The 22,775-nt window shown below is 40.6% G+C and carries 23 protein-coding genes and 1 other RNA gene; 11 read left to right on the forward strand and 13 right to left on the reverse strand.

Features of this window, described 5'->3' with window-relative positions; translation table 11 throughout:
- Positions 1-45: 45 nt before the first annotated feature.
- Positions 46-954 carry a M48 family metallopeptidase gene (locus ACQFX9_RS13810; protein WP_427162521.1) on the forward strand — a complete coding sequence of 303 codons (909 nt, stop codon included), beginning with the start codon at positions 46-48 and terminating at the stop codon, positions 952-954.
- 183 nt (positions 955-1,137) lie between these two features.
- Positions 1,138-1,818, forward strand: a complete 681-nt coding sequence (gene surE, locus ACQFX9_RS13815; protein ID WP_427162522.1) for a 5'/3'-nucleotidase SurE — start codon at positions 1,138-1,140, stop codon at positions 1,816-1,818.
- 215 nt (positions 1,819-2,033) lie between these two features.
- Here the strand turns inward: surE and ACQFX9_RS13820 are convergent, their stop codons facing one another.
- Entirely contained in the window at positions 2,034-2,369 is a 336-nt protein-coding gene (locus ACQFX9_RS13820; protein ID WP_427162523.1) for a hypothetical protein, read from the reverse strand.
- Positions 2,370-3,166: 797 nt separating this feature from the next.
- Here ACQFX9_RS13820 and ACQFX9_RS13825 point away from each other — a divergent pair.
- On the forward strand, positions 3,167-4,288 hold the full coding sequence (locus ACQFX9_RS13825) for a site-2 protease family protein (protein WP_427162524.1): 1,122 nt from the start codon (positions 3,167-3,169) through the stop codon (positions 4,286-4,288).
- 113 nt (positions 4,289-4,401) lie between these two features.
- A complete protein-coding gene (locus ACQFX9_RS13830) occupies positions 4,402-4,689 on the forward strand; it encodes a DUF427 domain-containing protein (RefSeq protein WP_427162525.1) in 288 nt (95 codons plus the stop codon).
- 84 nt (positions 4,690-4,773) lie between these two features.
- On the opposite strand, the gene ACQFX9_RS13835 is transcribed toward ACQFX9_RS13830, so the two are convergent.
- The 8 genes from ACQFX9_RS13835 to ACQFX9_RS13870 form a co-directional block, all read right to left on the reverse strand.
- Positions 4,774-5,262: a cytochrome gene (locus ACQFX9_RS13835; protein ID WP_427162526.1), complete on the reverse strand. Its 489-nt coding sequence runs from the start codon at positions 5,260-5,262 to the stop codon at positions 4,774-4,776.
- A complete protein-coding gene (rnc, locus tag ACQFX9_RS13840) occupies positions 5,259-5,981 on the reverse strand; it encodes a ribonuclease III (protein ID WP_427162527.1) in 723 nt (240 codons plus the stop codon). The genes ACQFX9_RS13835 and rnc overlap by 4 nt, the downstream gene beginning before the upstream one ends.
- 218 nt (positions 5,982-6,199) lie before the next feature.
- Positions 6,200-6,637: RNase P RNA component class A (rnpB, locus tag ACQFX9_RS13845), an RNA gene on the reverse strand.
- A gap of 47 nt (positions 6,638-6,684) precedes the next feature.
- Entirely contained in the window at positions 6,685-7,386 is a 702-nt protein-coding gene (locus tag ACQFX9_RS13850; RefSeq protein ID WP_427162528.1) for a hypothetical protein, read from the reverse strand.
- A gap of 198 nt (positions 7,387-7,584) precedes the next feature.
- Positions 7,585-8,721 carry a magnesium/cobalt transporter CorA gene (gene corA, locus ACQFX9_RS13855; protein ID WP_427162879.1) on the reverse strand — a complete coding sequence of 379 codons (1,137 nt, stop codon included), beginning with the start codon at positions 8,719-8,721 and terminating at the stop codon, positions 7,585-7,587.
- Between the two features lie 111 nt (positions 8,722-8,832).
- Positions 8,833-9,387: an antibiotic biosynthesis monooxygenase gene (locus ACQFX9_RS13860; protein ID WP_427162529.1), complete on the reverse strand. Its 555-nt coding sequence runs from the start codon at positions 9,385-9,387 to the stop codon at positions 8,833-8,835.
- Positions 9,388-9,860: 473 nt separating this feature from the next.
- Positions 9,861-10,778 carry an SMP-30/gluconolactonase/LRE family protein gene (locus tag ACQFX9_RS13865; RefSeq protein WP_427162530.1) on the reverse strand — a complete coding sequence of 306 codons (918 nt, stop codon included), beginning with the start codon at positions 10,776-10,778 and terminating at the stop codon, positions 9,861-9,863.
- 6 nt (positions 10,779-10,784) lie between these two features.
- Positions 10,785-11,531: an SDR family oxidoreductase gene (locus tag ACQFX9_RS13870; RefSeq protein ID WP_427162531.1), complete on the reverse strand. Its 747-nt coding sequence runs from the start codon at positions 11,529-11,531 to the stop codon at positions 10,785-10,787.
- Between the two features lie 85 nt (positions 11,532-11,616).
- On the opposite strand from ACQFX9_RS13870, the gene ACQFX9_RS13875 reads away from it, so the two are divergent.
- Entirely contained in the window at positions 11,617-12,534 is a 918-nt protein-coding gene (locus tag ACQFX9_RS13875) for a LysR family transcriptional regulator (RefSeq protein WP_427162532.1), read from the forward strand.
- A 1-nt stretch (position 12,535) separates the two neighbouring features.
- On the opposite strand, the gene ACQFX9_RS13880 is transcribed toward ACQFX9_RS13875, so the two are convergent.
- Positions 12,536-13,249, reverse strand: coding sequence for an SDR family oxidoreductase (locus ACQFX9_RS13880; protein WP_427162533.1), 714 nt, complete (start codon positions 13,247-13,249; stop codon positions 12,536-12,538).
- Between the two features lie 86 nt (positions 13,250-13,335).
- Between ACQFX9_RS13880 and ACQFX9_RS13885 the strand changes: the two genes are divergently transcribed.
- On the forward strand, positions 13,336-13,998 hold the full coding sequence (locus tag ACQFX9_RS13885) for a helix-turn-helix transcriptional regulator (RefSeq protein WP_427162534.1): 663 nt from the start codon (positions 13,336-13,338) through the stop codon (positions 13,996-13,998).
- Between the two features lie 49 nt (positions 13,999-14,047).
- Positions 14,048-15,034 carry a DUF6263 family protein gene (locus ACQFX9_RS13890; RefSeq protein WP_427162535.1) on the forward strand — a complete coding sequence of 329 codons (987 nt, stop codon included), beginning with the start codon at positions 14,048-14,050 and terminating at the stop codon, positions 15,032-15,034.
- Positions 15,035-15,062: 28 nt separating this feature from the next.
- Here the strand turns inward: ACQFX9_RS13890 and ACQFX9_RS13895 are convergent, their stop codons facing one another.
- The 3 genes from ACQFX9_RS13895 to purS form a co-directional block, all read right to left on the reverse strand.
- Positions 15,063-17,003, reverse strand: coding sequence for a hypothetical protein (locus ACQFX9_RS13895; RefSeq protein WP_427162536.1), 1,941 nt, complete (start codon positions 17,001-17,003; stop codon positions 15,063-15,065).
- A gap of 181 nt (positions 17,004-17,184) precedes the next feature.
- Positions 17,185-17,859, reverse strand: a complete 675-nt coding sequence (gene purQ / locus ACQFX9_RS13900) for a phosphoribosylformylglycinamidine synthase subunit PurQ (RefSeq protein ID WP_427162537.1) — start codon at positions 17,857-17,859, stop codon at positions 17,185-17,187.
- A gap of 177 nt (positions 17,860-18,036) precedes the next feature.
- A complete protein-coding gene (gene purS, locus ACQFX9_RS13905; protein ID WP_103137781.1) occupies positions 18,037-18,315 on the reverse strand; it encodes a phosphoribosylformylglycinamidine synthase subunit PurS in 279 nt (92 codons plus the stop codon).
- A 131-nt stretch (positions 18,316-18,446) separates the two neighbouring features.
- Between purS and ACQFX9_RS13910 the strand changes: the two genes are divergently transcribed.
- From ACQFX9_RS13910 to ACQFX9_RS13925, 4 genes are all read left to right on the forward strand, one after another.
- Entirely contained in the window at positions 18,447-18,839 is a 393-nt protein-coding gene (locus ACQFX9_RS13910) for a Fur family transcriptional regulator (protein ID WP_427162538.1), read from the forward strand.
- 423 nt (positions 18,840-19,262) lie between these two features.
- Positions 19,263-20,846 (forward strand): B12-binding domain-containing radical SAM protein, encoded by a 1,584-nt coding sequence (locus ACQFX9_RS13915; protein WP_427162539.1) that lies wholly within the window; start codon positions 19,263-19,265, stop codon positions 20,844-20,846.
- Positions 20,847-21,005: 159 nt separating this feature from the next.
- Positions 21,006-21,365, forward strand: a complete 360-nt coding sequence (locus ACQFX9_RS13920; RefSeq protein ID WP_427162880.1) for a VOC family protein — start codon at positions 21,006-21,008, stop codon at positions 21,363-21,365.
- 113 nt (positions 21,366-21,478) lie between these two features.
- Positions 21,479-22,774 carry a recombinase family protein gene (locus tag ACQFX9_RS13925; protein WP_427162881.1) on the forward strand — a complete coding sequence of 432 codons (1,296 nt, stop codon included), beginning with the start codon at positions 21,479-21,481 and terminating at the stop codon, positions 22,772-22,774.
- Position 22,775: the final 1 nt, after the last annotated feature.

Genomic DNA, 22,775 nt, shown 5'->3' on the forward strand with positions numbered 1-22,775 from the left:
GCTACTTTTTTATAGTGAATTTTATTGTGTTAAAAGCACACAAGTATGGAAAAAAAGCATTTTCCTGGTTTGAAAACCGAGTTTTATGAGCATCCGTTTGACCACAAGGCTTTAATGTCTTTGGAGCGAACCCCTGTATTACCTCTATTGTTGAATAAAGTTAATGAGTACGGGATTGATAGATTGCTGCGGATGCAAATCACTGGAAGTGAATTCAAAGTTACGCCGCGCAATTTTCCCAGTCTCTATGGTGCTTTTACGGAAACCTGCAATATCCTCGATATTAACCCCACCCCAGAACTTTTTCTGTTTCGCGGTACAGGATACATCAAAGCCTACGCTGTTGGGGTAGAAAAGCCAGTGGTGGGGATCAATCTGGAGGGGATGGAATGGCTTTCCCATGATGAATTGTTGTTCGTATTCGGACACGAAGTCGCACGCATCAAAGGTAAATACTTGGCGTACCAGCAAATGGCGCATATCATGCCAGTGGTGAAAAATTTAATTAGTAGCACCACCTTTGGTATAGGTGGATTAGCTGCTAACGGCATAGAAATTGCTTTATACAACTGGATAATTATGGCTAAATTTACCGCCGATCGCGCTGGTTTATTGGCGTGTCAAAATCAAGATGTGGCAATTACTGCTTTGATGAAATTGGGGGGTTTACCTCAAGAGTATTTAAATGAAGACACCATTAATGATTTTGTCACCCAAGCGCGTGCTTTTGAATTTACAAATCTCGATAATTTAGATAAATTTGCTAAAACTTTTAGCTTTATGGAACATCTTCTACCTTGGACGGTAATGAGAGCATCTGAACTGTTGAAATGGGTAGACTCAGGTGAATATGACAACTTGTTGCAAGGAAAAGAACCCGTTCATCAGCAACCTACAACTTCTGAAGATAATGAAGACTGGAATTTCCTCAACGCCTGGGACGCAACTGATTAAAAATTCAAAATTCAAAATACCCTACGGGAAGGCTTACGCCTACAAAATTCAAAATTAAAGACAGTTGGAGTTGGGGATTTAAACCCCAAATCAACTGATACTACGTATAGACTTAGGGGTCTTAAACCCTTGAATTGACGATAAAGTGAGGATCTATTTTTTTAATTACGAATTACAAATTATATGACCATAATCTTAACTAACGATGACGGGATTGATGCTCCAGGGATTAAGGCTTTGGTGCAAGCTGTAAATGGTCAAAAGTTTATTGTGGCTGCACCCAGGGATCATCAATCTGGTTGTGGTCATCAAGTTACCACTACTCGCCCCATTAAATTACAACAGCGTTCGGAATTTGAATACGCGATCGCCGGTACTCCTGCTGATTGTGTCAGAATTGCGGTAACGCATTTATGCCAAGACACTAAATTTGTCTTGTCTGGAATTAATGCTGGCGGTAACTTAGGAGTTGATGCTTATATTTCTGGTACTGTAGCGGCGGTGAGAGAAGCTGCGATGCACGGTATCCCTGGAATTGCGATATCTCACTATCGTAAAGCCAAGCAAAATTTCGATTGGGAATTTGCAGCTAAGTTAACCGTGGAAATTTTAGCCGATTTACTGCACCGTCCCCTAGAACCTTGGTGTTTTTGGAATGTAAATTTACCCCATCTCCAACCAGGAGAACCCGAACCAGAGATAGTATTTTGCCAACCATGTAATAAACCCTTACCCGTCAACTATCGCATTGACGGTGATGATTTTTATTATGTCGGTGAATACGGCAAACGCGATCGCACCCCTGGAAGTGATGTCGATGTTTGTTTTTCTGGAAATATTGCAGTTACTCAATTAAGGGTATAGGGAATGGGGACGAATCAATTCAAAATTCAAAATTCAAAATTCAAAATTCAAAATTCAAAATGAAGAAAGAAGAGTGGGGGATTGGGGAAAAGGTAGACAAGGTGGACAAGGTAGAATTTAGTTCTCCATCAAAACTCATTACTCATTACTCATTACTCATTACTCAGCACTCATTACTCATTACTCATTACTCATTACTCATTACTCAGCACTCATCACTCATCTTCATCTAATCCCTGAATTAATGTAGTTAATTTGTCTAAAGTTTGTGTGAGTTGGGCTAGTTTTTGTAATGAATCATCTTGAGATTCTGCAAGGCTTTGGACGGCATCACATAAAGCAAATATTTGATATCCTTGCTGTTGCAATTGTTTACCTTGTGCTTCTACTTGGCAACTAAGATTTTCTAGTCTGTCTGCTAGACGCTCAATGGTTTCTGTCGTAGAAAGTACAGCTTCTCCAATTTGCTCAACTATAGACTCTAAACGACTAACTTTTATTTCTACTCCAGATGAAATCATATCTTGAATACCCCGAATGTGAGAGAGCATTGTAATAGTTGAATGACAATAGTAATTTGGTAGTTTAATTGATGAAATACAGCTTTTGATGAATTCCTGTTTTCATACTATTTCTGCATTGTTTTTTACTACTTCTAGCAAATGAGAGAAGTATTTCTATCAATAAACTGATAGTCCCGTTTATTGGATAGGTGTATGTTGTCCTTGTGATATGTTAGGAAGGTGCGTCATCTGATGTTTGACCTTCCGAATTTTAGATTTTAAATTTTGGATTATGGAATTGAACCTAAAATCTAAAATTAGTTGGCTTGATTATGTCCTTTATACCAGTATTCTTTTTTACAATAAGTTTTACTGGGGTAAGTATTAGATTTTACAATAAAGCAATCTATTGGTAGCACCTTTCAGATGGGATAAATTATTTTCCACATATTAATCTGTATCAACCGTTGTCTACGAGATAGATTTATCTCTCTTTATATTAAGTTAATAAAAATTCATCAACTTTAGAATATTGATAAATATTCAGTAAATATACTGTAAAGTCATCAAATTTTGAATTGGTATCAGTGTATGTGCTGAGTAGTGAGTGTTGAGTAATGAGTAATGAGTAGTGACTAATGACTATTGACTAATGACTATTGACTAATGACTATTGACTAATGACTAATGACTATTGACTATTGACTCATTGCCTTGTTAACCACACCTGAACATACGGACACTACTACCGTTAGAAATATTAAAATTGCTTAATACTTCGTTACAATATCCACAACGAGAGGTGAAAGACACAACTCTCGCTGCTGAAATCAAAGGTGAACGACATGAACGGCACAATTCGCGTTGGGAATCTCTTCGGTATCCCTTTTTATATCCATCCGTCATGGTTTCTAGTTCTGGGTTTGGTAACTTGGAGTTATAGCGGTGGACTGATGGCACAATTTCCCCAGTTATCTGGAGGATTGGCTTTAATACTAGGATTGACGACGGCGTTATTGTTGTTTGCTTCTGTCGTCGCCCACGAATTAGGACATAGTTTTGTCGCCATTCGCCAAGGTATTAATGTCAACTCAATCACATTGTTTATCTTTGGCGGTTTGGCGAGTTTAGAAGAAGAATCAAAAACACCAGCAGAAGCCTTTTGGGTAGCGATCGCTGGGCCGTTAGTCAGTTTGTTACTATGTGGTATCGTTACGGTAATTGGTGTTACCAGTGACGTGTCTGGCCCCTTAGCTGCGATTCTTGGGGTTCTGGCTTCTGTGAACCTCGCGCTGGCTCTGTTTAACCTGATTCCTGGTTTACCTCTAGATGGTGGTAATATCCTCAAGGCAATTGTTTGGAAAATTACAGGTAAACCCTACAGAGGTATTACCTTTGCTAGTCGCGTCGGACAAATTTTTGGTTGGATAGCGATCGCTTCTGGTTTAATTCCTCTATTCTTATTTGGTAGTTTTGCTAACTTCTGGAATCTATTAGTTGGGTTCTTCCTAGTGAGAAATGCTGGTAACGCCGCACAATTTGCCAGAGTCCAAGAGAAACTCACAGGATTGACAGCAGCCGATGCAGTCACAGTTGATAGTCCGATTGTTCCTGCTGATTTAAGCTTAAGAGAGTTTGCAGATCAACAAATTGTGTTAGGTAACAACTGGCGACGGTTTTTAGTCACCAACAATGAAGGACAATTAGTAGGTGCGATCGCACTAGATGACTTACGCCGTATCAACACAGCATTGTGGTCAGAAACTCAAGTCAAAGATGTCATGCGACCAACTCCATCTACTACTATCCCATCCCATCAACCATTACTAGAAGTAGTGCAGTTACTCGAACAGCAACAAATATCAGCACTTCCCGTAATTCGTGATAATGGCGTACTAGTCGGAATTTTAGAAAAAGCTGCCATCATCAACCTACTGCAAAGCAGCACCGAACCTAGTATTGCATAGTTTTCTCATCGAAAAACGCTCCTTCTCTAACTTCCCTCAGAACTGCTGGGGGATTTTTTTAGAGTTCAGAAGTGTCAAAATGTTAAATGTAAACTTTCATCACAAACGCACTTATGCCTAAAGCTACTTGGAATGGGGCTGTACTAGCTGAAAGCGACCAAACTATCGTCGTCGAAGGAAATCATTATTTTCCCCCAAATGCAATTAACAAAGAATATTTTCAAGAGAGCGAAACTCACACGACTTGTCCGTGGAAAGGAATTGCTAGTTACTACAGTATCGCCGTTGATGGACAAGTCAACAAAGATGCTGCTTGGTACTATCCCAGCACTAAGGAAAAAGCTAAGAATATTGAAGGTTATGTTGCTTTTTGGAGAGGCGTAAAAGTCGAAAATAATTAGAACAATTTTAGGTTTGTAGTAAGCACTTTAGTGCTGAAAAAATTAGGACTAAAGTCCTTACTACGAACTTGTTTTTTCAAAAATTCATGGAAGAATGGACTTAACAGTGGCGATCGCCTCACTCACACTGTTAACAATATAGATTTTTTCAGGGGATAATTTCTGAAAGAAAGTTTTGCTTTCTGCATCATCATTTAACAGAATTACTTGTTTATTGGCTTTCACCGCCAAGGAAATTTCCGAAGCAGTCCCCGCACCGATGCCACAGGCAATTACTACATTACTAGAGAGGACATTAATATTATTACGAGCGTTACCCATATCTGTAAAAATGGCAATATCAACCGCCTCAGAAATACCCTCTTGTTGACGATTGGGGAGAATGCCTAAAGTTAAACCATGAGCAGATTTTGCCCCCTGATTAGCCGCATTCATTACACCAACATTTCGTCCACCAGTTAACAAAACCCATCCCGATTGAGCAATGAGTTGACCTAATTCATAAGCATTTCGTAAATCATGACTTGTTGCTTGTTCTCCAGGCCCCATCACCCCAATCAAAATTTTTCTCATGTTGATTGATCAATAGGGTTAACTGCTAAAAATGCCACCTTAGCGGCTGCTTGTTCGGCGGCTTTAATAGAGCGTCCTTTGCCTTCACCGAGTTTTTTATCATGCAACCACACCTCCGCCATGAACCGTTCTTGAGTGCGGTTAGCTTGATTGATTTCCACAACTCGATATTCTGGTAAAACTTTGAATTGGGCCTGTGTCCACTCTTGGAGGGCGGCTTTGTAATTTAATCTTGCGGGATCGAGGCGAATTTCTGCGGCTAGTTGGCGAAAGTGGAAGTCTAACCAAGGGCGAATCAAGTCTAAATTATTGGTGCTGAGGTAAAGCGCGCCTAAAACAGCCTCAAAAGCGTCCGCAAGTCGTGATTCTTGACCAATTTTGTCACTAGTGGCACTACCGGCGACGAGTAAATGTAACTCTAAACCATATTCTCTGGCCAATTGGGCAAGGATGCGATCGCTCACCAACACAGAACGAATCGCCGCAAAATCTCCCACTTGTCCATCAGGATAAGTTTCCCACAAAACCACAGCCGCCGCTAATCGCACCACCGCATCACCAACAAATTCTAGTTGTTCGTAATTAGCGGAATCAGAAACAGTAGGATGAGTCAACGCTAAATCCAATAATTCCCACTTAATCGGTGCAGTGGTTGACAAACCCAACTTTCTTACTAAACTTTCAAGCTGTCGCTGACGGCGCGGATAAACAACATTCATTAGTTATTAGTTATTAGTCATTAGTCATTAGTTATTAGTTATTAGTCATTGATTGAGATGGCAAATTGCTTGGTTTTTATTCATGGCGTTGCATATTTTAGACATGGGCAAAATTCTTACCCTGCCAAAATTATCTCCTGAGTCATAAGTAAACAGTTGATAGTCGTTGCTATAGACTATGGACTATTGACTAATGACCATTGACCAATGACTAAAAGAGGAGAGAGTTGGTAGTAAGCCGGGTTCTGTTTTCTATGTAGATTGCTCTACAAGAAGGCGGTTATCTATCTGGGACGTTTGTTACCAAACGCCTCTAGCGGCTCTTTGCAAGCGGAACTGGTAAAAGACCAACCATAGTTCCTACGGCCTTGCTCCCAACCGGGGTTTACCGAGCCAACGCCTCTCGACGTTGCTGGTGCGCTCTTACCGCACCTTTGCACCCTTACCAAAAAAGTTGTGAGTGCTGAGTTGTGAGTGCTGAGAAAAAACTCAGCACTTAGCACTCATTGCTCAGAACTGAATTTGGCGGTATCTTTCTGTGGCACTATCCTCACGATCGCTCGCACTGGAAGTTATCCAGCAAGTCTGGTCTTTGGGGAGTCCGGACTTTCCTCAAATCAGGATTAACTGATCTGCAACCGCCTACGCCTACTCTCTCCCTAGTTACAGTGTAATCGCCAATGAGAGCATCTGTGCTGTTTGATTATTTCTTTTTGTTCCAAGGTAAGGCGTAAGTCCAAGGTAATTTTCTAATGGTGAAGGGACAATCAATAATGCAGATGGGAGGATATTCTGCACCAGGAGCTAAACCTGCTCTGATTTCTGATAAACGGAGGACAAGTTGTAACGAAAATCCTAATTCTTTGCCTCTATTCATGAAATCGCCATACATTTTCTTTTGTGGTGGCCCACCTTTTTGTAAACCACTAATATTCATAAGCGGTTTTTTCACTGTGTAAACCCCAGTTTCTTTATCACGTTCAAATAAATCCTCGGCGGTGATATTTTCTGTCAATGTTTTCTTAGGAACTATCAGACTAGGACTTTGAGATATAGCCAAGTCACGGGTTAAATCTGGTGATTTTCTAATGACTCGACATGATTTATTATTGAGGATTAAAGAGCTATTATCCCAGTCTACATAGATGGCTAAATCATCAGATTTATTCTCAATGGTCATTGAGAGTTCTTTGAGTTCGTCTATTGGCTCTGATGCTTTAAATTTAAAGTTGACACTAATTTTTTCGGCTAGACCTTGTTCTTTCAGCTTGTCGTCTACCTCGCCTTTTTTAAATTCATATTTAATCCGATCATCAACGGATTCCACCATTAAATTAAAGACGTAAGCAACTCCAAGAATATAAAGAGTTAATACTACTAAATTTTGGTCACTATTTGTAGTCATATTTTAAAATTGAGACTCCATATAATATTTCTTCTATGCTTATATCCCCCTAAATCCCCCTTCAAGAGAGGAGCCACTGCATTTGGCTTTTTAAGGGGGCTATGTGGGATCAAAACGATGTGAGAAATTATAAGACTTGTGTGTACACCAACCGCAGAGTCCCCAATCCCCAATCCCCAATCCCCAGTCCCCAATCCCTCATTCCCGCTTAATGCTGGTAGAATTTTCTAACCAACCCCGTTGCCAGAATAAAAATAATAAACCAAAACCGATGAATCCCATGATGGCTAGACAAAGTGGATAACCCCAATACCAATTCAGTTCGGGCATATTATATGGCGATTTATCGGTATTGAAGTTCATACCGTAAATACCTGCAATAAAAGTTAGGGGAATGAAGATAGAGGAAACTACTGTGAGTAGCTTCATCACTTCATTCATTTTGTTACCGACGGCTGAGAGGTACACATCCATCAAGCCAGATGCTAGCTCTCGGTAAGTTTCTACCATATCCATGACTTGGACTGCATGGTCGTAGCAATCCCTTAAATAAATTTGTACATCTTCACTAATTAAGTCACTGCGATCGCGTATTAAAGCATTAATCGCGTCCCGTTGTGGCCAGATAGCACGGCGTAATTGCAATAATTCTCGCCGCAGTTGGTAAATTTTTTGTAGGGTTTTGCGGGTAGGTTTAGCGATTACTTCTTCTTCTAAATCTTCTAATTGTTCGCCGTAACGCTCTAAAACCGGAAAAAACCCGTCAACAATAGCATCTAGTAAAGCATAAGCTAAATAATCTGAGCCTTGCTTGCGGATAATTCCTTTTCCTCTTTCAATTCTGACTCTTACACCCTCAAAACAATCATGTTCTGGTTCTTCTTGGACTGTGAGCAGATAATATTTACCTAAAATTAAACTGACTTGTTCACTATAAAAACCATAGTCTCTTTCTTTAGGGACTACCATCCGCGCAATAAATAGTAGTTGGTCATCATAATCTTCGACTTTCGGACGCTCCGAGACATTGACCACATCTTCTAAAACCAGCGACGATAATTCAAAGACCTTTCCCATTCTTTCTAAAATGTCCTGATTACCTAAACCCTGGACATCTACCCAAGAAACAGATTCTTGGTCAAGATAGGGAATACATTCTTCTGGGGTCGCTACTTGTTGGCGAATAAAATTAGTTTGGTTGTAGTCTATTAAATAAATCGTTGGTGGTGGAGCATCTGCATCAATGATGATTGTTCCTGGTAGAGTTCCTGGGTAGTGATAAAATTCATCCCTACGGGATCTCATGGACTCTTGGCGGCGCAGTTGTTTGAGCATTCTAACCATGCACTGTCACCCGTTTGCATTTACAGGCTGTTTGAACAATCTTCATTTTCGACAGGAAAATGAAATTTAACAAGTGCAAGTAAAAAAAAATACTAAAATCTGTTAGCCATGTTTAGGATATAACCAAGACCGGAATAAACGGGTAACTCTAGGCATGACTACATAGGTTAATAGCAAAACCATAGTCACAGTAATAACAAAGGAAATAATCAGTGGTGGTAGACCTCGCAGCAGAGGTGTAATAAATGTATTCAATAAATTAATCAAAATATATACAGATCCCCAAGTCAGCAAAGCTGTTTTATAGCGTGGTGGTGTTTTGAGTGGTTGACCAGGAAGAGAAAACCAAGCTTCTAAACCGCTAATATGTTGAACATGGGGTTCAGATTCTACTAAGGATTGGCCTTGAGCTAGCCAATATTCGCGATCTCGTGATGTTATCCAAGTTTTCATATTTTCATAGCCGTCAAACCGGAAGATAATCACATATTCAGGTCGGACACCAAGAAGGGGACGAATGATGTTTGTACCCATATGACCAGGATAGGTTCTGGCGACACTGGTAATATTTTTCAACCAAGCCTCGTAAGCAGTTTCGCACCCTGCTTTGACCACTTGGGTAATGACTACTGTGATAATTTGATCATCTTGTTCCATTGCTACGGCTACCCATCAGAATATTGACAAATACGTCAGCCTCCAACTAGCGAGGCTATGAACAAAACATAGAAGAAGCACATTTTTCTTCCCCTACCGACAAGTGTTTTTTAACCTCTCCCCCAGCCCCTCTCCGACACGGAGAGGGGAGTAAAAAAGAAACTAACCAAGGGAAAATTAAACTTTTAAAGCCTCTCTCCGTGTCGGCTATGCGTTACCCACATCTTTCTTTACAATCCTAAAACGCTTGTTCTATAGTCATCTTGAAGACTGAGGGGTCAAGCATACTTGACAAGTTCGGTTTTTGTATTCTCGCTAAAATTGGCTTTTTATTGAGAATCAAGGACGAAGTAATCAGGGTTAGAAAAAGCGTGAGTGAATACTCTCGTAAATGTTGAGAAAGATCCGGGTAATGGATAGCCGTGTCGGGGAGAGGTTTGGAGAGGGGTTCTTCTGAATTTATCGAACTCGCGTTAAGTAAAGTCGTATCCAGCTTTCCCGACTTCTAGACGGACGACATTAGCCGGAAAAACTCCCGAAGGTAGAGGTAAAAACATCCCACCGTTGGTGACAACATAAATTGCGGTGTGATCACTTTCGCTTTGACCAAAGGCCACAGCTGTACTACCAATTACACCTTGCTCGGCTTGAGCAATAATAGTTGTGATGCCATCAGTACCAATCCGCACCACACTGTTATAAATGTGGGTTGCTCCGTAAAGGTTGCCTTCTAAGTCAAAAGCAAAGTCATCAATATTAGTCTTCTCTACAAATATTTCCGGCTCACTCGGATGGTCATCCATACCAAGGGGAATCCGTAATAACAACATTTGCTCTGTATTAGAAACATATATTGTTCGGCAAAAACGTTTGATGCCATTAGCAGCTGGGATGGGATTTTCGGAATTACTACGAGCCAGCAACGGATGTTCTAACCAAATTGACGCACTGGGTTGAGCAATATCAATGAGCCAAATTGCACCACGATAGGAATCTGCTGTCAAATATTGATTGTCTGAGAGTGGGGTAATCCCGTTGAGAAATATGGCATCTGGTAAGGTCAATAAGGTTTTGACTGTACCATCTTGGGTAACTAAAAATACCACAGGTACAGAATCAGCATTCCAACCTGTAGCAACCAAATCTCCATCGCTAGTGAAAGCTAGACCACTGACTTTACCTGCAACAGTAGCGTGAATTTCCTGATTACCATCTGGGGTGACGCGCACAATCTGGCCAATTTCGTGATTGGTGACAAAGATTGTACCATCGGCAGCGATCGCCAGATTTTCTAAAAAAGTATAGGCAGGGAAAGAGGTGATGACTCGATTAGGAACTAAATCAATCGGCGTATCCTCGTAAATAGGCGGTAAACCTACAGCATTTTCCATATTGACCTACCACTGTAATGTAAATGGGCCACCGAACTTCCGCATCTCTGCAAAAAACTGTCCTTGAAATCCGCCATCGGGAAGCGTTGCTAAATAAACAGCTGTTTCTGCTCCCTCTTCTGCTGTAAATGGTGCGTTCTCTCCCCCCATATCCGTTTTCATCCAACCAGGAGAATAGGCATTTACCAGAATGTTAGTCCCTTGTAGTTCTTTAGCCAAAATCGCTGTTATAGCATTCACACCCACCTTAGAAAGCCGATAAGATGGTGCTAGAGGGTAATAATCATGGTTAATCGTGGCTAAAGCAGCCATTTCTGTAGAAACATTGACGATACGGCCATAATTATTGACCTGCATTAAGGGAATTAATGCCTGACAAATTCTTACTACCGCTAAAACGTTAGTTTCAAAGGTGGCTTGCATCGTTGCTAGTTGCACCGTCAGCAAACTAGACTCTTCTGGTTGAGTGGTGGGATTGACACCTGCATTGTTGACTAGAATATCTACACTACCATAGGTTTCACGCAGCCATATAGTAAAATCTTGCACACTTGTGTCATCAGTAACATTGAGTACGTGATAGTCTACATCCAGTCCTTCACCAGCTAATTGCTGCTTGGCTTTGACACCATCTGTTTCATTACGACTCGTCAAGATTACACGGATACCCTTTTGGGCTAACTTTCGAGCAATAGCATATCCTAAACCGCGATTACTGCCTGTTACCACTGCAATTCTCGTTGGAGTCGCCATTTTTGTGACCTAAGAAATACTTTTAGAATTACTCTACTGAGATGTTATAAATTAAGCAAATTGATTTTAAAGATATATTGAATTAATGGGATTAATAGATTTATCCTCCATTGACCTCAACTTGCTGGTGGCCTTTGAGGTACTGTTGGAGGAACGCAGTGTGACGGTAGCAGCACAACGCCTGTATCTAGGACAACCAGCGATGAGTGCGGCACTAGGAAGATTACGCCTACTTTTTCAAGATGAGTTATTTATCCGTATCGGAAGAGAGATGCAGCCAACAGCGAAAGCTTTGGAAATTGCACCAGGGATTTCAGCGGCTCTCCAACAAATCCGCCAAACACTAGAATCTAGTCGCAGTTTTGACCCCAAAACTTCTAAGCATACCTTCGCTATTGGTAGTTCAGATTACACCAGCTATGTAGTTGTCCCTAAGTTGTTAGAAGTGTGTCGTCAAGTTGCGCCAAATGTTAATTTTCGACTCATTGGTTTTGAAAAAGATTCTGTAGGAGAGCTATTAGAGCAACGAGAAATAGATGTTGCACTGGGTTTTTTTCAAAATTCCCCCAGACAATCTATACAGATGCCATTATTTCAAGAACATTTTGTTGGTATTTGTCGCCTTGGACATCCTGTAATTAGCCAAGGAAGCATCACACCGGAAATTTTCGCTAGTGTTCCTCAAGCTCTTTTTACCCTCCGACGAGACGACATTGGTGAAATCGACAAGGTGCTAGCAAAATATCATCTTCAGCGTCGTGTGATGTTAACTACACCGCATTTGCTCATATTACCTGCGGTGATTTCATCCAGCGATTTGGTAACTGTCATTCCATCACGACTAGTAACACCATTTGCTGACCAAAATACGTTAGAAATCTTTGAACTTCCTGTACAAACGGAACCTTGGATGATTTCTATGTTGTGGAGTAAACTTACAAATCAGGATCAGGCGAGTATTTGGTTAAGACAAATACTACAAAGTATCTGTCAGGAGATTTAAGTTAAATAGCCGCAGAATAGGCTTCATCTACTTTCAAGGTTGTACCTGTAATAAATTTGGCATCCTGGGAAATCAAAAAAGCTACTATCTTAGCAAACTCTCTGTAGGTAGCAGGACGACCAAACATTAAATCTGTCGGGACATTCCAACCTTCTAACTCTGACATGGAATCGGCGACAAAAAAAGGCGCGACGGCAACCATACGGATTTTATCGGTTCTGTAACGCTTGGCATATAGTTTTGTGAAACCTTCCATTGCAGCGCGGAGTGTGCCACTAAAAGGTGTTCCTAAGTTGGGTTCTTGAGAATCACAAGCAGAAATGTTAATAATGACACCACCACCAGAACGTTGCATTGGTTCTGTTACTAGTCTGGCGATACGAACCACACTCAAAAACAGCATTTCAAAGTTTTCTAACCACATTTCATCAGAAATAGATAATAAATCGCGTCGGGGTGGGTCGCCAAAACTATTGACTACTGCATCTATCCGACCGAATGTCGTTAAAGTTGTCTCTACTAATCGTTCTAAGTCTGACAAATTGGTCATTGAGCCTTGAATGGCAATACCACCTAAGTCCTTGGCTAAATCTAAAACTTCAGGCGATCGCGCCATTAATGCCACATTGTAACCCTGTGCGGCTAATTCTTTCGCACAACCTGCACCAATGCCTCGGCTCGCAGCTGTAATTATCGCCACCTTTGCTGAAGTCATATTGTTACTTTCTAAAGTTTTTCCTTTAGAAAGTATGATAACCCTCTGCATTTGACTTTGTAAAGAATTTTCTTTAGTTTGTGAGTATGACCAAAAACTCACCCAAAAAATCATCCACAGTCCGCACACGTCGCGCTATTGTCAACTTACTTAAACAACAGGGTGCAATGGACTCTCAAGAGTTAGCAACTTGTTTGGAGATTTCTGCAATGGCTGTGCGTCAGCATTTGTACGCACTACAAGATGAGCATTTAGTTACCTATGAAGAAGAACCCCGTGAGATGGGACGACCGGCTAAACTATGGCAATTAACCCCAGATGCTAACCGCTTGTTTCCTGATGGTTATGCAGAGTTAACTTTGGGTTTAATTCAGGCGGTAACAGAAGCTTTTGGGGAGGTGGGACTAGATAGGCTGCTGGAAGTCAGGACAAAACAGCAACTTGCTACCTATCAAGCACAAATATCTAGTCAAGATCCCTTAGCAGTCAGATTAGCAACTTTAGTAAAATTGCGATCGCACGAAGGATACATGGCGGAGAGTCAAACCCTAGACGATGGGACATTTCTATTAATTGAAAATCACTGTCCCATTTGCGCTGCGGCTAATGCCTGTATAGGATTATGCGAGCAAGAGTTAACAATTTTTCAATCGGTTCTGGGAAAAGATGTCACAGTAGAAAGAAAAGAGCATATCATAGCAGGTGCCAGAAGATGTGTATATCGGATTGTGAGTAAAGAATGTATTTAAATCATTGTCAAATTGCTAATTTCACTATTTTTATAACAGTCGTGGCGATATGAAAAAAACCTTTGTTGTGAGTGGAATGATGTTTCTAGTTTTCGGATGGGGATTTTTACCATCTTTAACATCCGTAAAAGCTGAAACTGCCTCGGAATTAAAGCAAGTCATCAAGAACGAAACAAACACTATCTCTGCTGATAAAAAAACACAGTTAGAACTGCTCAACCCAGGAACGGGAACAAAGCAGAAATTACGTTTTCAACCTCCAGTCAACTTGAAAGAAACTGCGATTGTGAGGATGAAAATGAACATAAATATCTCGATAGGAGGCCAAGCTTCACCCAGTTTCAAACAACCAGAAACTGTGACTACGCTACAGACAAAAGTCACCAAAATAGACCCCAATGGAGATATTCACTACGAGTTTTATTATTCTGATGTTGATTTAGTGGGAGATACCGATCTTCCGCCAGCAGCACTTAACAGTCTCAAGTCACAATTACAAAAGTTAGTTGGTTTCAAAGGTTCAGCTATCGTAGATCCTCAAGGAAAAACCAAAAAATTGAATTTTGTTTTACCAGAGGGAGTGGATGCAAATCTCAAGCTTTTAATGCAGCAAATGTCGAATTCTATTGAGCAACTTTCGTTGCAAATTCCTCAGCAAGCAGTGGGTGTAGGATCTCAGTGGCGAGTTACCTCGAATATCAATGCAGGTGGGATGAATTTCCAACAAATCACGACGTATAAGTTAATCAATCTGGAAAAAGGAATTGCTACTTTTAATATTGCTGTAGAACAAATAGCACCACCATCTCAAAATCTGAATACACCAGGATTACCCGCAGGGGTGACGTTAAGTCTCAAATCTTATCAAGGTAAAGGTCAGGGAGAAATGACAGTAGCACTCAACAAACTGATGCCAGTTACCTCAAAGATGTCGTTACTTACTGATATGCAGTTAAGTCAAAAACAAGTAGGTCGTGTAGCAGAAACAGCAATCAAGCAAAAAATATCTATGGACATGAATCTTGAGTCAAAGTGATTACCCAAGGTTTGTTGATAGTTAAACATTAAATCTGGTGAGGATTTACATAACGCATTTCAAAACGGCTTTGTTCCCAAAGTGGTAATAAAGCCTCTTTAGCAACATTCAACTGGGATTGATAGAAACTAATTTTACCATGTTCTATAATCCAGATAAAAGTTCTAGTCATTAAATCTGCTGTAAAACTCGATTCATATTGATAATTATTAATTCTCCCGACTTGAGCATCTAAATAATAGAGAATATCTTTAAAGTTCCATTGGTTAAAATTACTCTTCATTTTGTCTCTAGTGTTACCAGCTTCCATTAAAGTTAAATTACGCAGTAAATAATCCATTCCTTCTATTGATGAGTCAGTATTCCTGAATAAATTTGTTAGTGTGTGGTAATAGTCTTTTAAAAGTACAGCAGAAATATTTCCGACATAACTATTTAACCAAGATTGTATATCTCGCAGATAGGGTAATAATTCTCGAATTTCATGCACTTCTAAAAGAGGAGTGCGGTTACTGCTATAGTCAGCAATATTTTTTCTTAATTCCGATGCTGATACATTCTTTTTCTGTGCATAGTAATCAATAACTTTAGGAATAAATTTATCTAATAACCATTGTTTCGTATATGTAGCAGTCCAAGTTCCTCGCGGGCCAATATCTTGTTTCCAAGTATTGATTTCACTCGTTTCTAAAGAGTGGATATGAATGTCATTAATTTCATAAATTATATTAATTATGCCACTCGGTAAAAAAGATAAATAATTTACAGGTCTAGGTAAAATAAAGGCATGATCGCGAATTCCTCGACTCACGCGAATAGAAATTGCTTCTTGCTGAAATAAATGCCATTCTGATTTACCTTGGACATAATTAAACTCATTAGCAAAATCGTGCATTAATCGCCATAATTTAGCATCTACAGAAAATAGATGTACACCACGACTACCTAGAAAATCAATAAATTCAAAGTCCCAAGTTTCTAATAGATTTTCACATTCGATAATAGATTGCTTGTATTCTTGACAAACCACATCAATACATAAGCATAAATCTGCTGTTTCTAAATCTGATAAGATAATTGTCGTTTGACCTAAAGTTACTTCAAAGGCGTTTTCATCTATTTGTTTGATAAATTTCCGACAACCCCATTCAGGACGGGTGTTTAGTCCGGTCATTAATTGACCTAAAATATCTCGGTGGTTGAGTTTAATTTGGCAACCTCTGAGAATAACACCACTAAATCTAATGAGACATTCACCGTCTCTAAAGGCTTTCGGTAGGCTGCATTCTATAACAACTTTGGGTTTGACGACAATCAGGCGATCGCCTGATCGTGAAATAGCAGGTATAAAATCAGTTTGCGCTACATTTTCTTGTAAATTATTGCGTCTTAAAGTTTTTTCAATGACATTATATTGGCTATATCTTAAAGTATTAATGCGATTTTTATCAAGGTTGCTAATATAGGAGTAATTATATTCTTGGTAAAACTCTGAAGCTGCACTATTAACTTTTAAAGAATAAATATTTTTATCAATAACACACTCTTCGCGGTGATATTGGAGGTATTTAAAAACTTTTATTTGATGACCGTTAGTAATTATAAAAAATAAAGGCTTTAAATAAATGCTGTAAAACTTTGCTTGGGCGATCGCCTCCGTAAAATTGTTAGAATTAGGTGACAAAGCAATCACAATTAATAACGATGTGTCAGCATTTTGTTGCATGACATCATCGGTGGAAAAGTATATTTGCAGATTTTCTAATTGATTATTGCGTTTGATATTTTGGTCATAATTTAAACTGGACTTTCTAGCACAGAATTTATCTAAATAACCAAGATGCTGAAACATTGGTGCAATAAACTCAGTTTCTACATCCTCTTGGTGGCGTAAAATCCGGTAATCAAAAGATTGTATCCATGTTATAAATCTCTTTTCCGCATCAGCAGGTAACATTTGATCATCCAAGGAAATCAAGCTCTAATAAAATTAACTATACAGACTCACTTTACCTATGTCGCTTTGAGTTAACCTTCCTCAGCAAAAAAAATAAAAATAATTTCCACTCAAGATTATTCAATAAAAAAGCACAGTCAAACTGTGCCTTGATCATAATTAAACAAAATATCATGCGTATTAGAGCCAGTAATTACGTCAAAGCGGCTACCTTTTCTAGTAAACCTTGAAACAACCTCAATCCATCGTCACCACCCAGCATAGGATCAGATGCCCTTTCTGGGTGTGGCATCATCCCAACAACATTACCCTGACGGTTACGAATCCCCGCAATATTATTTAGCGAACCGTTGGGGTTTTCGCCTGCATAACGTAAAACTACCTGTCCATTGCCTTCAATCTCAGATAAAGTTGCTTGATCAGCGTAAAACCGTCCTTCACCGTGGGCAATGGGTAAAGTAATCACTTCACCGGTAGCGTAAGACTGCATCCAAGGGCTACTTTGATTTTCCACTGTTAACGGGACGCGATCGCAAATAAAATGCAAATCCCGATTTCTGGTAAGTATCCCTGGTAAAAGTCCAGCTTCAGTTAACACCTGAAAACCGTTACAAATTCCCAAGACTAACTTACCCTTTTGGGCATGGGTGACTACTTGCTGCATTACAGGTGAAAATCGCGCGATCGCACCACAGCGTAAATAATCCCCGTAGCTAAACCCCCCAGGGATAACGATAGCATCCAAATCGTCAATATCCGTATCTTGATGCCAAACCATGCGCGTTGGCTGCCCTAGCAAGTCTCTAGTGACATAAGCAACATCGCGATCGCAATTAGAACCAGGAAAAACTACAACACCAAATTTCATATTAGTTATTAGTCATTAGTCATTAGTCAATAGGGAACAAGGAACAGTTTTTCTCATCTCCCTTGTCTCTCTCGTCTCCCTTGTCTCCCTTGTCTCTCTCGTCCCCAATCCCCAATACTTCGACAAGCTCAGTACAAGTCCCCAATCCCCAATCCCCAATCCCCAGTCCCCAATTCCCTAAAAAACTCCCGTTTGCGTTTCTACTTCAATTAGCTCAAAACGATAATTTTCAATGACAGGATTTGCTAACATTTGGTCACAGATGCGATCCATGTCTTGACGCGCTTTGCTTTCCTCGGTGGAAGTAATTGTTAATTCAATATACTTCCCAATCCTGACGTTTTCTACGTGATCGTATCCCATTTGCTGGAGACCAGATTGGACAGCTACGCCAGCCGGATCTAAGACTGAAGGACGAAGAGTGACAAAAATTTTGGCTAGATACTTGGTTTGCACGGGCTTTTGCTGAATGCTGCGATCGCTATACTATAACTTTCTGTTCCAACTAGGTAAGAGTAAGATTATATAACCGTTAAAGTTGATTTATTAATTGACATTCAATAAGCTTCCTATATTCCAAAAAGTCTATGAGAGTTATACGCACCCGCAGCCAAGAAAAAATTTTAACCCTACTGCAAAGCATGAAACAAGGGATTTCCGCCCAAGATATTTATGTGGAACTACGCAATCGTAATCAGAGTATGGGTTTGGCTACAGTTTATCGCTCTCTAGAAGCCCTCAAACTTGAAGGTTTGGTGCAAGTACGGACTTTAGCCAATGGGGAAGCTTTGTATAGTTTAGTACAACAAGACAAACATCACTTAACTTGCCTGCAATGTGGTGCGTCGATTCCTATCCATCAATGCCCTGTGCATGATTTAGAAACCCAGTTACAAGTAACCCATAAGTTTAAAGTTTTCTACCACACTCTAGAGTTTTTCGGGTTATGCGCCAAATGTCAGATGAATCATGGTCAATAGCTAATAGTGAAATTAGTAAAAAATAAATCCCGAATTTGATTTCAGAGGCGCGATTTATCGTGCCTTTTATATAGTAATCTTAAATCATCACTGAGAAACTAGAACCTCAACATCTCCAAAAATTCGGGAATCTTAAAACCTCAAATTCTCGTCAGATAGAACTGCCATAGTTAATTTGAGAAATAATCTATGAAATTGATTGATAACTAAAATAATTCACAACCATACTCAAAAATCTTCTCAAAATCTTCTCTCTTCCCAGTCCCCAGTCCCCAGTCCCCAATCCCCAATCCCCAGTACCCACCGAAACAATTGCATACTTAAAACCATTAGCGGTAAACTAAAGCCAATTTAGTGAAAAGTCAATAAGTAATTATTTTCGTTACATTGGGATCACAACCAAAGCGTGAGGATTGATACGAGATGCGTGTTCTACTGGTATATCCAATATTTCCCAAAACCTTTTGGTCATACGAAAAAATCCTGGCTTTAGTAGATCGCAAAGTGCTATTACCACCACTAGGTTTAGTCACAGTAGCGGCGATTTTACCTCAAGAATGGGAATTTAAGCTGGTGGATCGCAACATTCGCCCAGCCACCGAAGAAGAATGGGCTTGGGCGGATATCGTGATTTTCTCCGCAATGATTGTCCAAAAACAAGATTTATTAGAGCAAATTCAAGAAGCCAAACAGCGCGGTAAATTGGTAGCGGTGGGAGGCCCTTACCCCACATCTACACCCCATGACGTGCAGAACGTGGGTGCAGACTTCCTCATCTTAGATGAAGGGGAAATCACCTTACCCATGTTTGTAGAAGCAATTCAACGGGGCGAAACCTCTGGAACATTCCGCACCGCCGAGAAACCTGACGTAACCACCACACCCATACCCCGCTTTGACTTACTAGAATTTGATGCTTATGACATGATGTCAGTGCAGTTTTCTCGCGGTTGTCCCTTCCAGTGTGAATTCTGCGACATTATTGTGCTGTATGGACGCAAACCCCGCACCAAAACCCCGTCCCAACTATTAGCCGAGTTAGATTACCTCTATGAACTAGGTTGGCGGCGTGGTGTGTTCATGGTAGACGATAACTTTATCGGTAACAAACGCAACGTCAAATTGTTGCTGAAAGAGTTGAAAGTCTGGATGCAAGAACATCAATACCCATTCAAGTTTGATACTGAGGCTTCCGTAGATTTAGCACAAGACCAAGAACTACTAGATTTAATGGTAGAGTCTGGTTTCTCCGCCGTCTTCTTAGGAATTGAAACCCCAGATGAAGATAGCTTGCAACTCACCAAAAAATTCCAAAACACTCGGAATTCCTTAACTGATGCGGTGCAAACCATCATTAAAGCCGGATTGCGTCCGATGGCTGGGTTTATTATTGGATTTGATGGCGAAAAATCAGGTGCAGGCGATCGCATCGTCAGATTTGCCGAACAAGCCGGCATTCCCTCCACTACCTTTGCTATGTTACAAGCTTTACCCAACACAGCACTGTGGCATCGCCTGAAAAAAGAAGGCAGATTACGGGAAAATCAAGAAAGTAACATCAACCAAACCACGTTGATGAACTTTATCCCCACCCGTCCCCTAGAGGATATTGCCAGAGAATATATTGAAGCTTTCTGTGCTTTATATGACCCCGTAAAATATTTAGATCGCACCTATCGTTGTTTTATGATGTTAGGCGCGCCCCGTTACAAAACCCCATTTAAAATGCCAGAGTGGGTAGTAGTCAAAGCCTTACTCATCGTCATTTGGCGACAAGGCATTAAACGAGAAACTCGCTGGAAATTCTGGCATCATTTATTTAGCATCCTCAAAAATAACCCAGGAGTTGCCGAACACTACCTGTCAGCCTGCGCCCACAACGAGCATTTTCTAGAATATCGCCAAATCGTGCGCGACCAAATTGAAAAACAACTATCAGAATATTTAGCCCAAGGTGCAGAAAAACCCTATGTACTTGTAGAAGAGAAAGCAGAAGCTATGGTTTAAATTGGGAATGGGGCTAACCAATTCAAAATTCAAAATTCAAAATTCAAAATTAAAGAATTTTGGGAATTGGGTATGGGGTATGGGGCATTGGGGTAAAATTTACCTTCCTTGTCTCCCCAGTCCCCAGTCCCCAGTCCCCAGTCCCCAATCCCCAATCAGATGCAGATTACCCAAACTCTCCACACAGCTATTCTTGTAACTGACTTAGAACAGGCGGAAAATTTCTACGGACAGGTTCTAGGTTTATCAAAAATCAATCGCACTCTAAAATATCCTGGTGCGTGGTATCAAGTGGGTGACTATCAAATTCACCTGATAGTTGCGCCGGATGTACCCACGGAAAAACCCAACGAAAAATGGGGACGTAACCCCCATGTAGCATTCTCTGTTGCGGACTTAGATGCAGCCAAACAAGAATTACTCCATCAAAATTATCCCATTCAAGCCAGTGCATCCGGTCGTGCCGCTATCTTTGTGAAAGATCCAGATGGGAATGTAATTGAAATTAGCCAAGGGTGAGGGGATTGGGGACAAGAGAGACAAGGCAGACAAGGGAGACAAGGGAGACAGGGAAGGTGAAATTTACTCCAATGCCCCATGTCCAATGCCCCATTCCCAATACCCAATGCCCAATGCCCAAAACCATCGCCTACATTTACACTGATCCTTTATTAGAAACCACCCTGGTGTCAATTGATTGGGGGCGGGAGGTGGATGTGGTGTATGGGGATTTGGGGGGGCGATCGCAGTTGCAACAATTACTCAAGGACTGCGAAACTACATCTGGGGATTGTTTGCTGGTGCGTCGGTTGGAAGAGTTGGGGGATAATGTTCAAGAAGTTAGCGATCGCCTCAATCATCTCACATCTTTGGGTGTGACTGTTATCGCTATAGAACAAGGTTATAACTCAGAAACTTCTCATTTACGGGCAGATTTACTCAAGTTACTCTATGAAATTCAACGTCAGCAACGCAGCCGACGCATACGTCAAGGACACGCGCGCAACCGTCTAGAAGCCGCCCCACCTCCTGGTAAACCTCCCTACGGTTATCGTCGGGGTAAGGGAAAATATACTCTAGACCGCAGTACATCACCAGTAGTTAAGGATTTTTTTGACCATTTTTTACTCTACGGTTCTCTTCGGGGCGCGGTGCGTCACCTGGGAAAAAAGTATGGTAAGAAAATTTCTGTGACTACAGGTAAGCGATGGTTGACTAATCCGGTTTATCGGGGTGATACTGCCTACCAAAATGGGGAAATTATCTCGGATACCCACATTTCTATTATTTCCAGAGAAGAAGCCGCCCAAATTGACCGAATTTTACGTCGTAATAGCCGTTTACAGCCTCGTGCTGCGAGTGCGCCCCGTTCTTTGGCTGGGTTAGTTGTCTGTCAGCAGTGTCAATCATCCATGACAATTACCCGTGTCACCCAACGCCATCAAGATAAAGAATATCTCTATTTACGCCCGATTAATTGTCCCCAGCGTCCCAAATGTCGGGCTATTGCTTACCAAGAGATTTTAGAACATACCATTGAAAAAGTTTGCTGTGATTTAGTCCCAGCCGTAGCGGGGTTGAATTCGCCACCATTGGATGTAATTAAAAGTAGTTTAAAAGAAGCGATCGCTCGTCAGCAATCTATCCTCGAACAGATACCCAATTTAGTAGAAACTGGTGTCTTAGATGCAGAAACAGGTAAATTAAGGGCTTATAAACTCCGCACCGAAATTTCTCAACTCCAAGCCCAGTTAGCCACTCTTCCCCCAGTAAATTTATTATCCGTTGCTCAAGCGGTGTCAATTCACCAATTTTGGTTAGATTTATCAGAAGCAGAACGCCGATTTTACTTCCGCGAATTTATCAAACAAATTGAAATTGTGCGTCAAGACTCTGATTGGGAATTGCAAGTTATTTTCATTTTTTAAT

Source organism: Aliinostoc sp. HNIBRCY26 (assembly GCF_050235535.1).
Taxonomy (GTDB): domain Bacteria; phylum Cyanobacteriota; class Cyanobacteriia; order Cyanobacteriales; family Nostocaceae; genus Trichormus.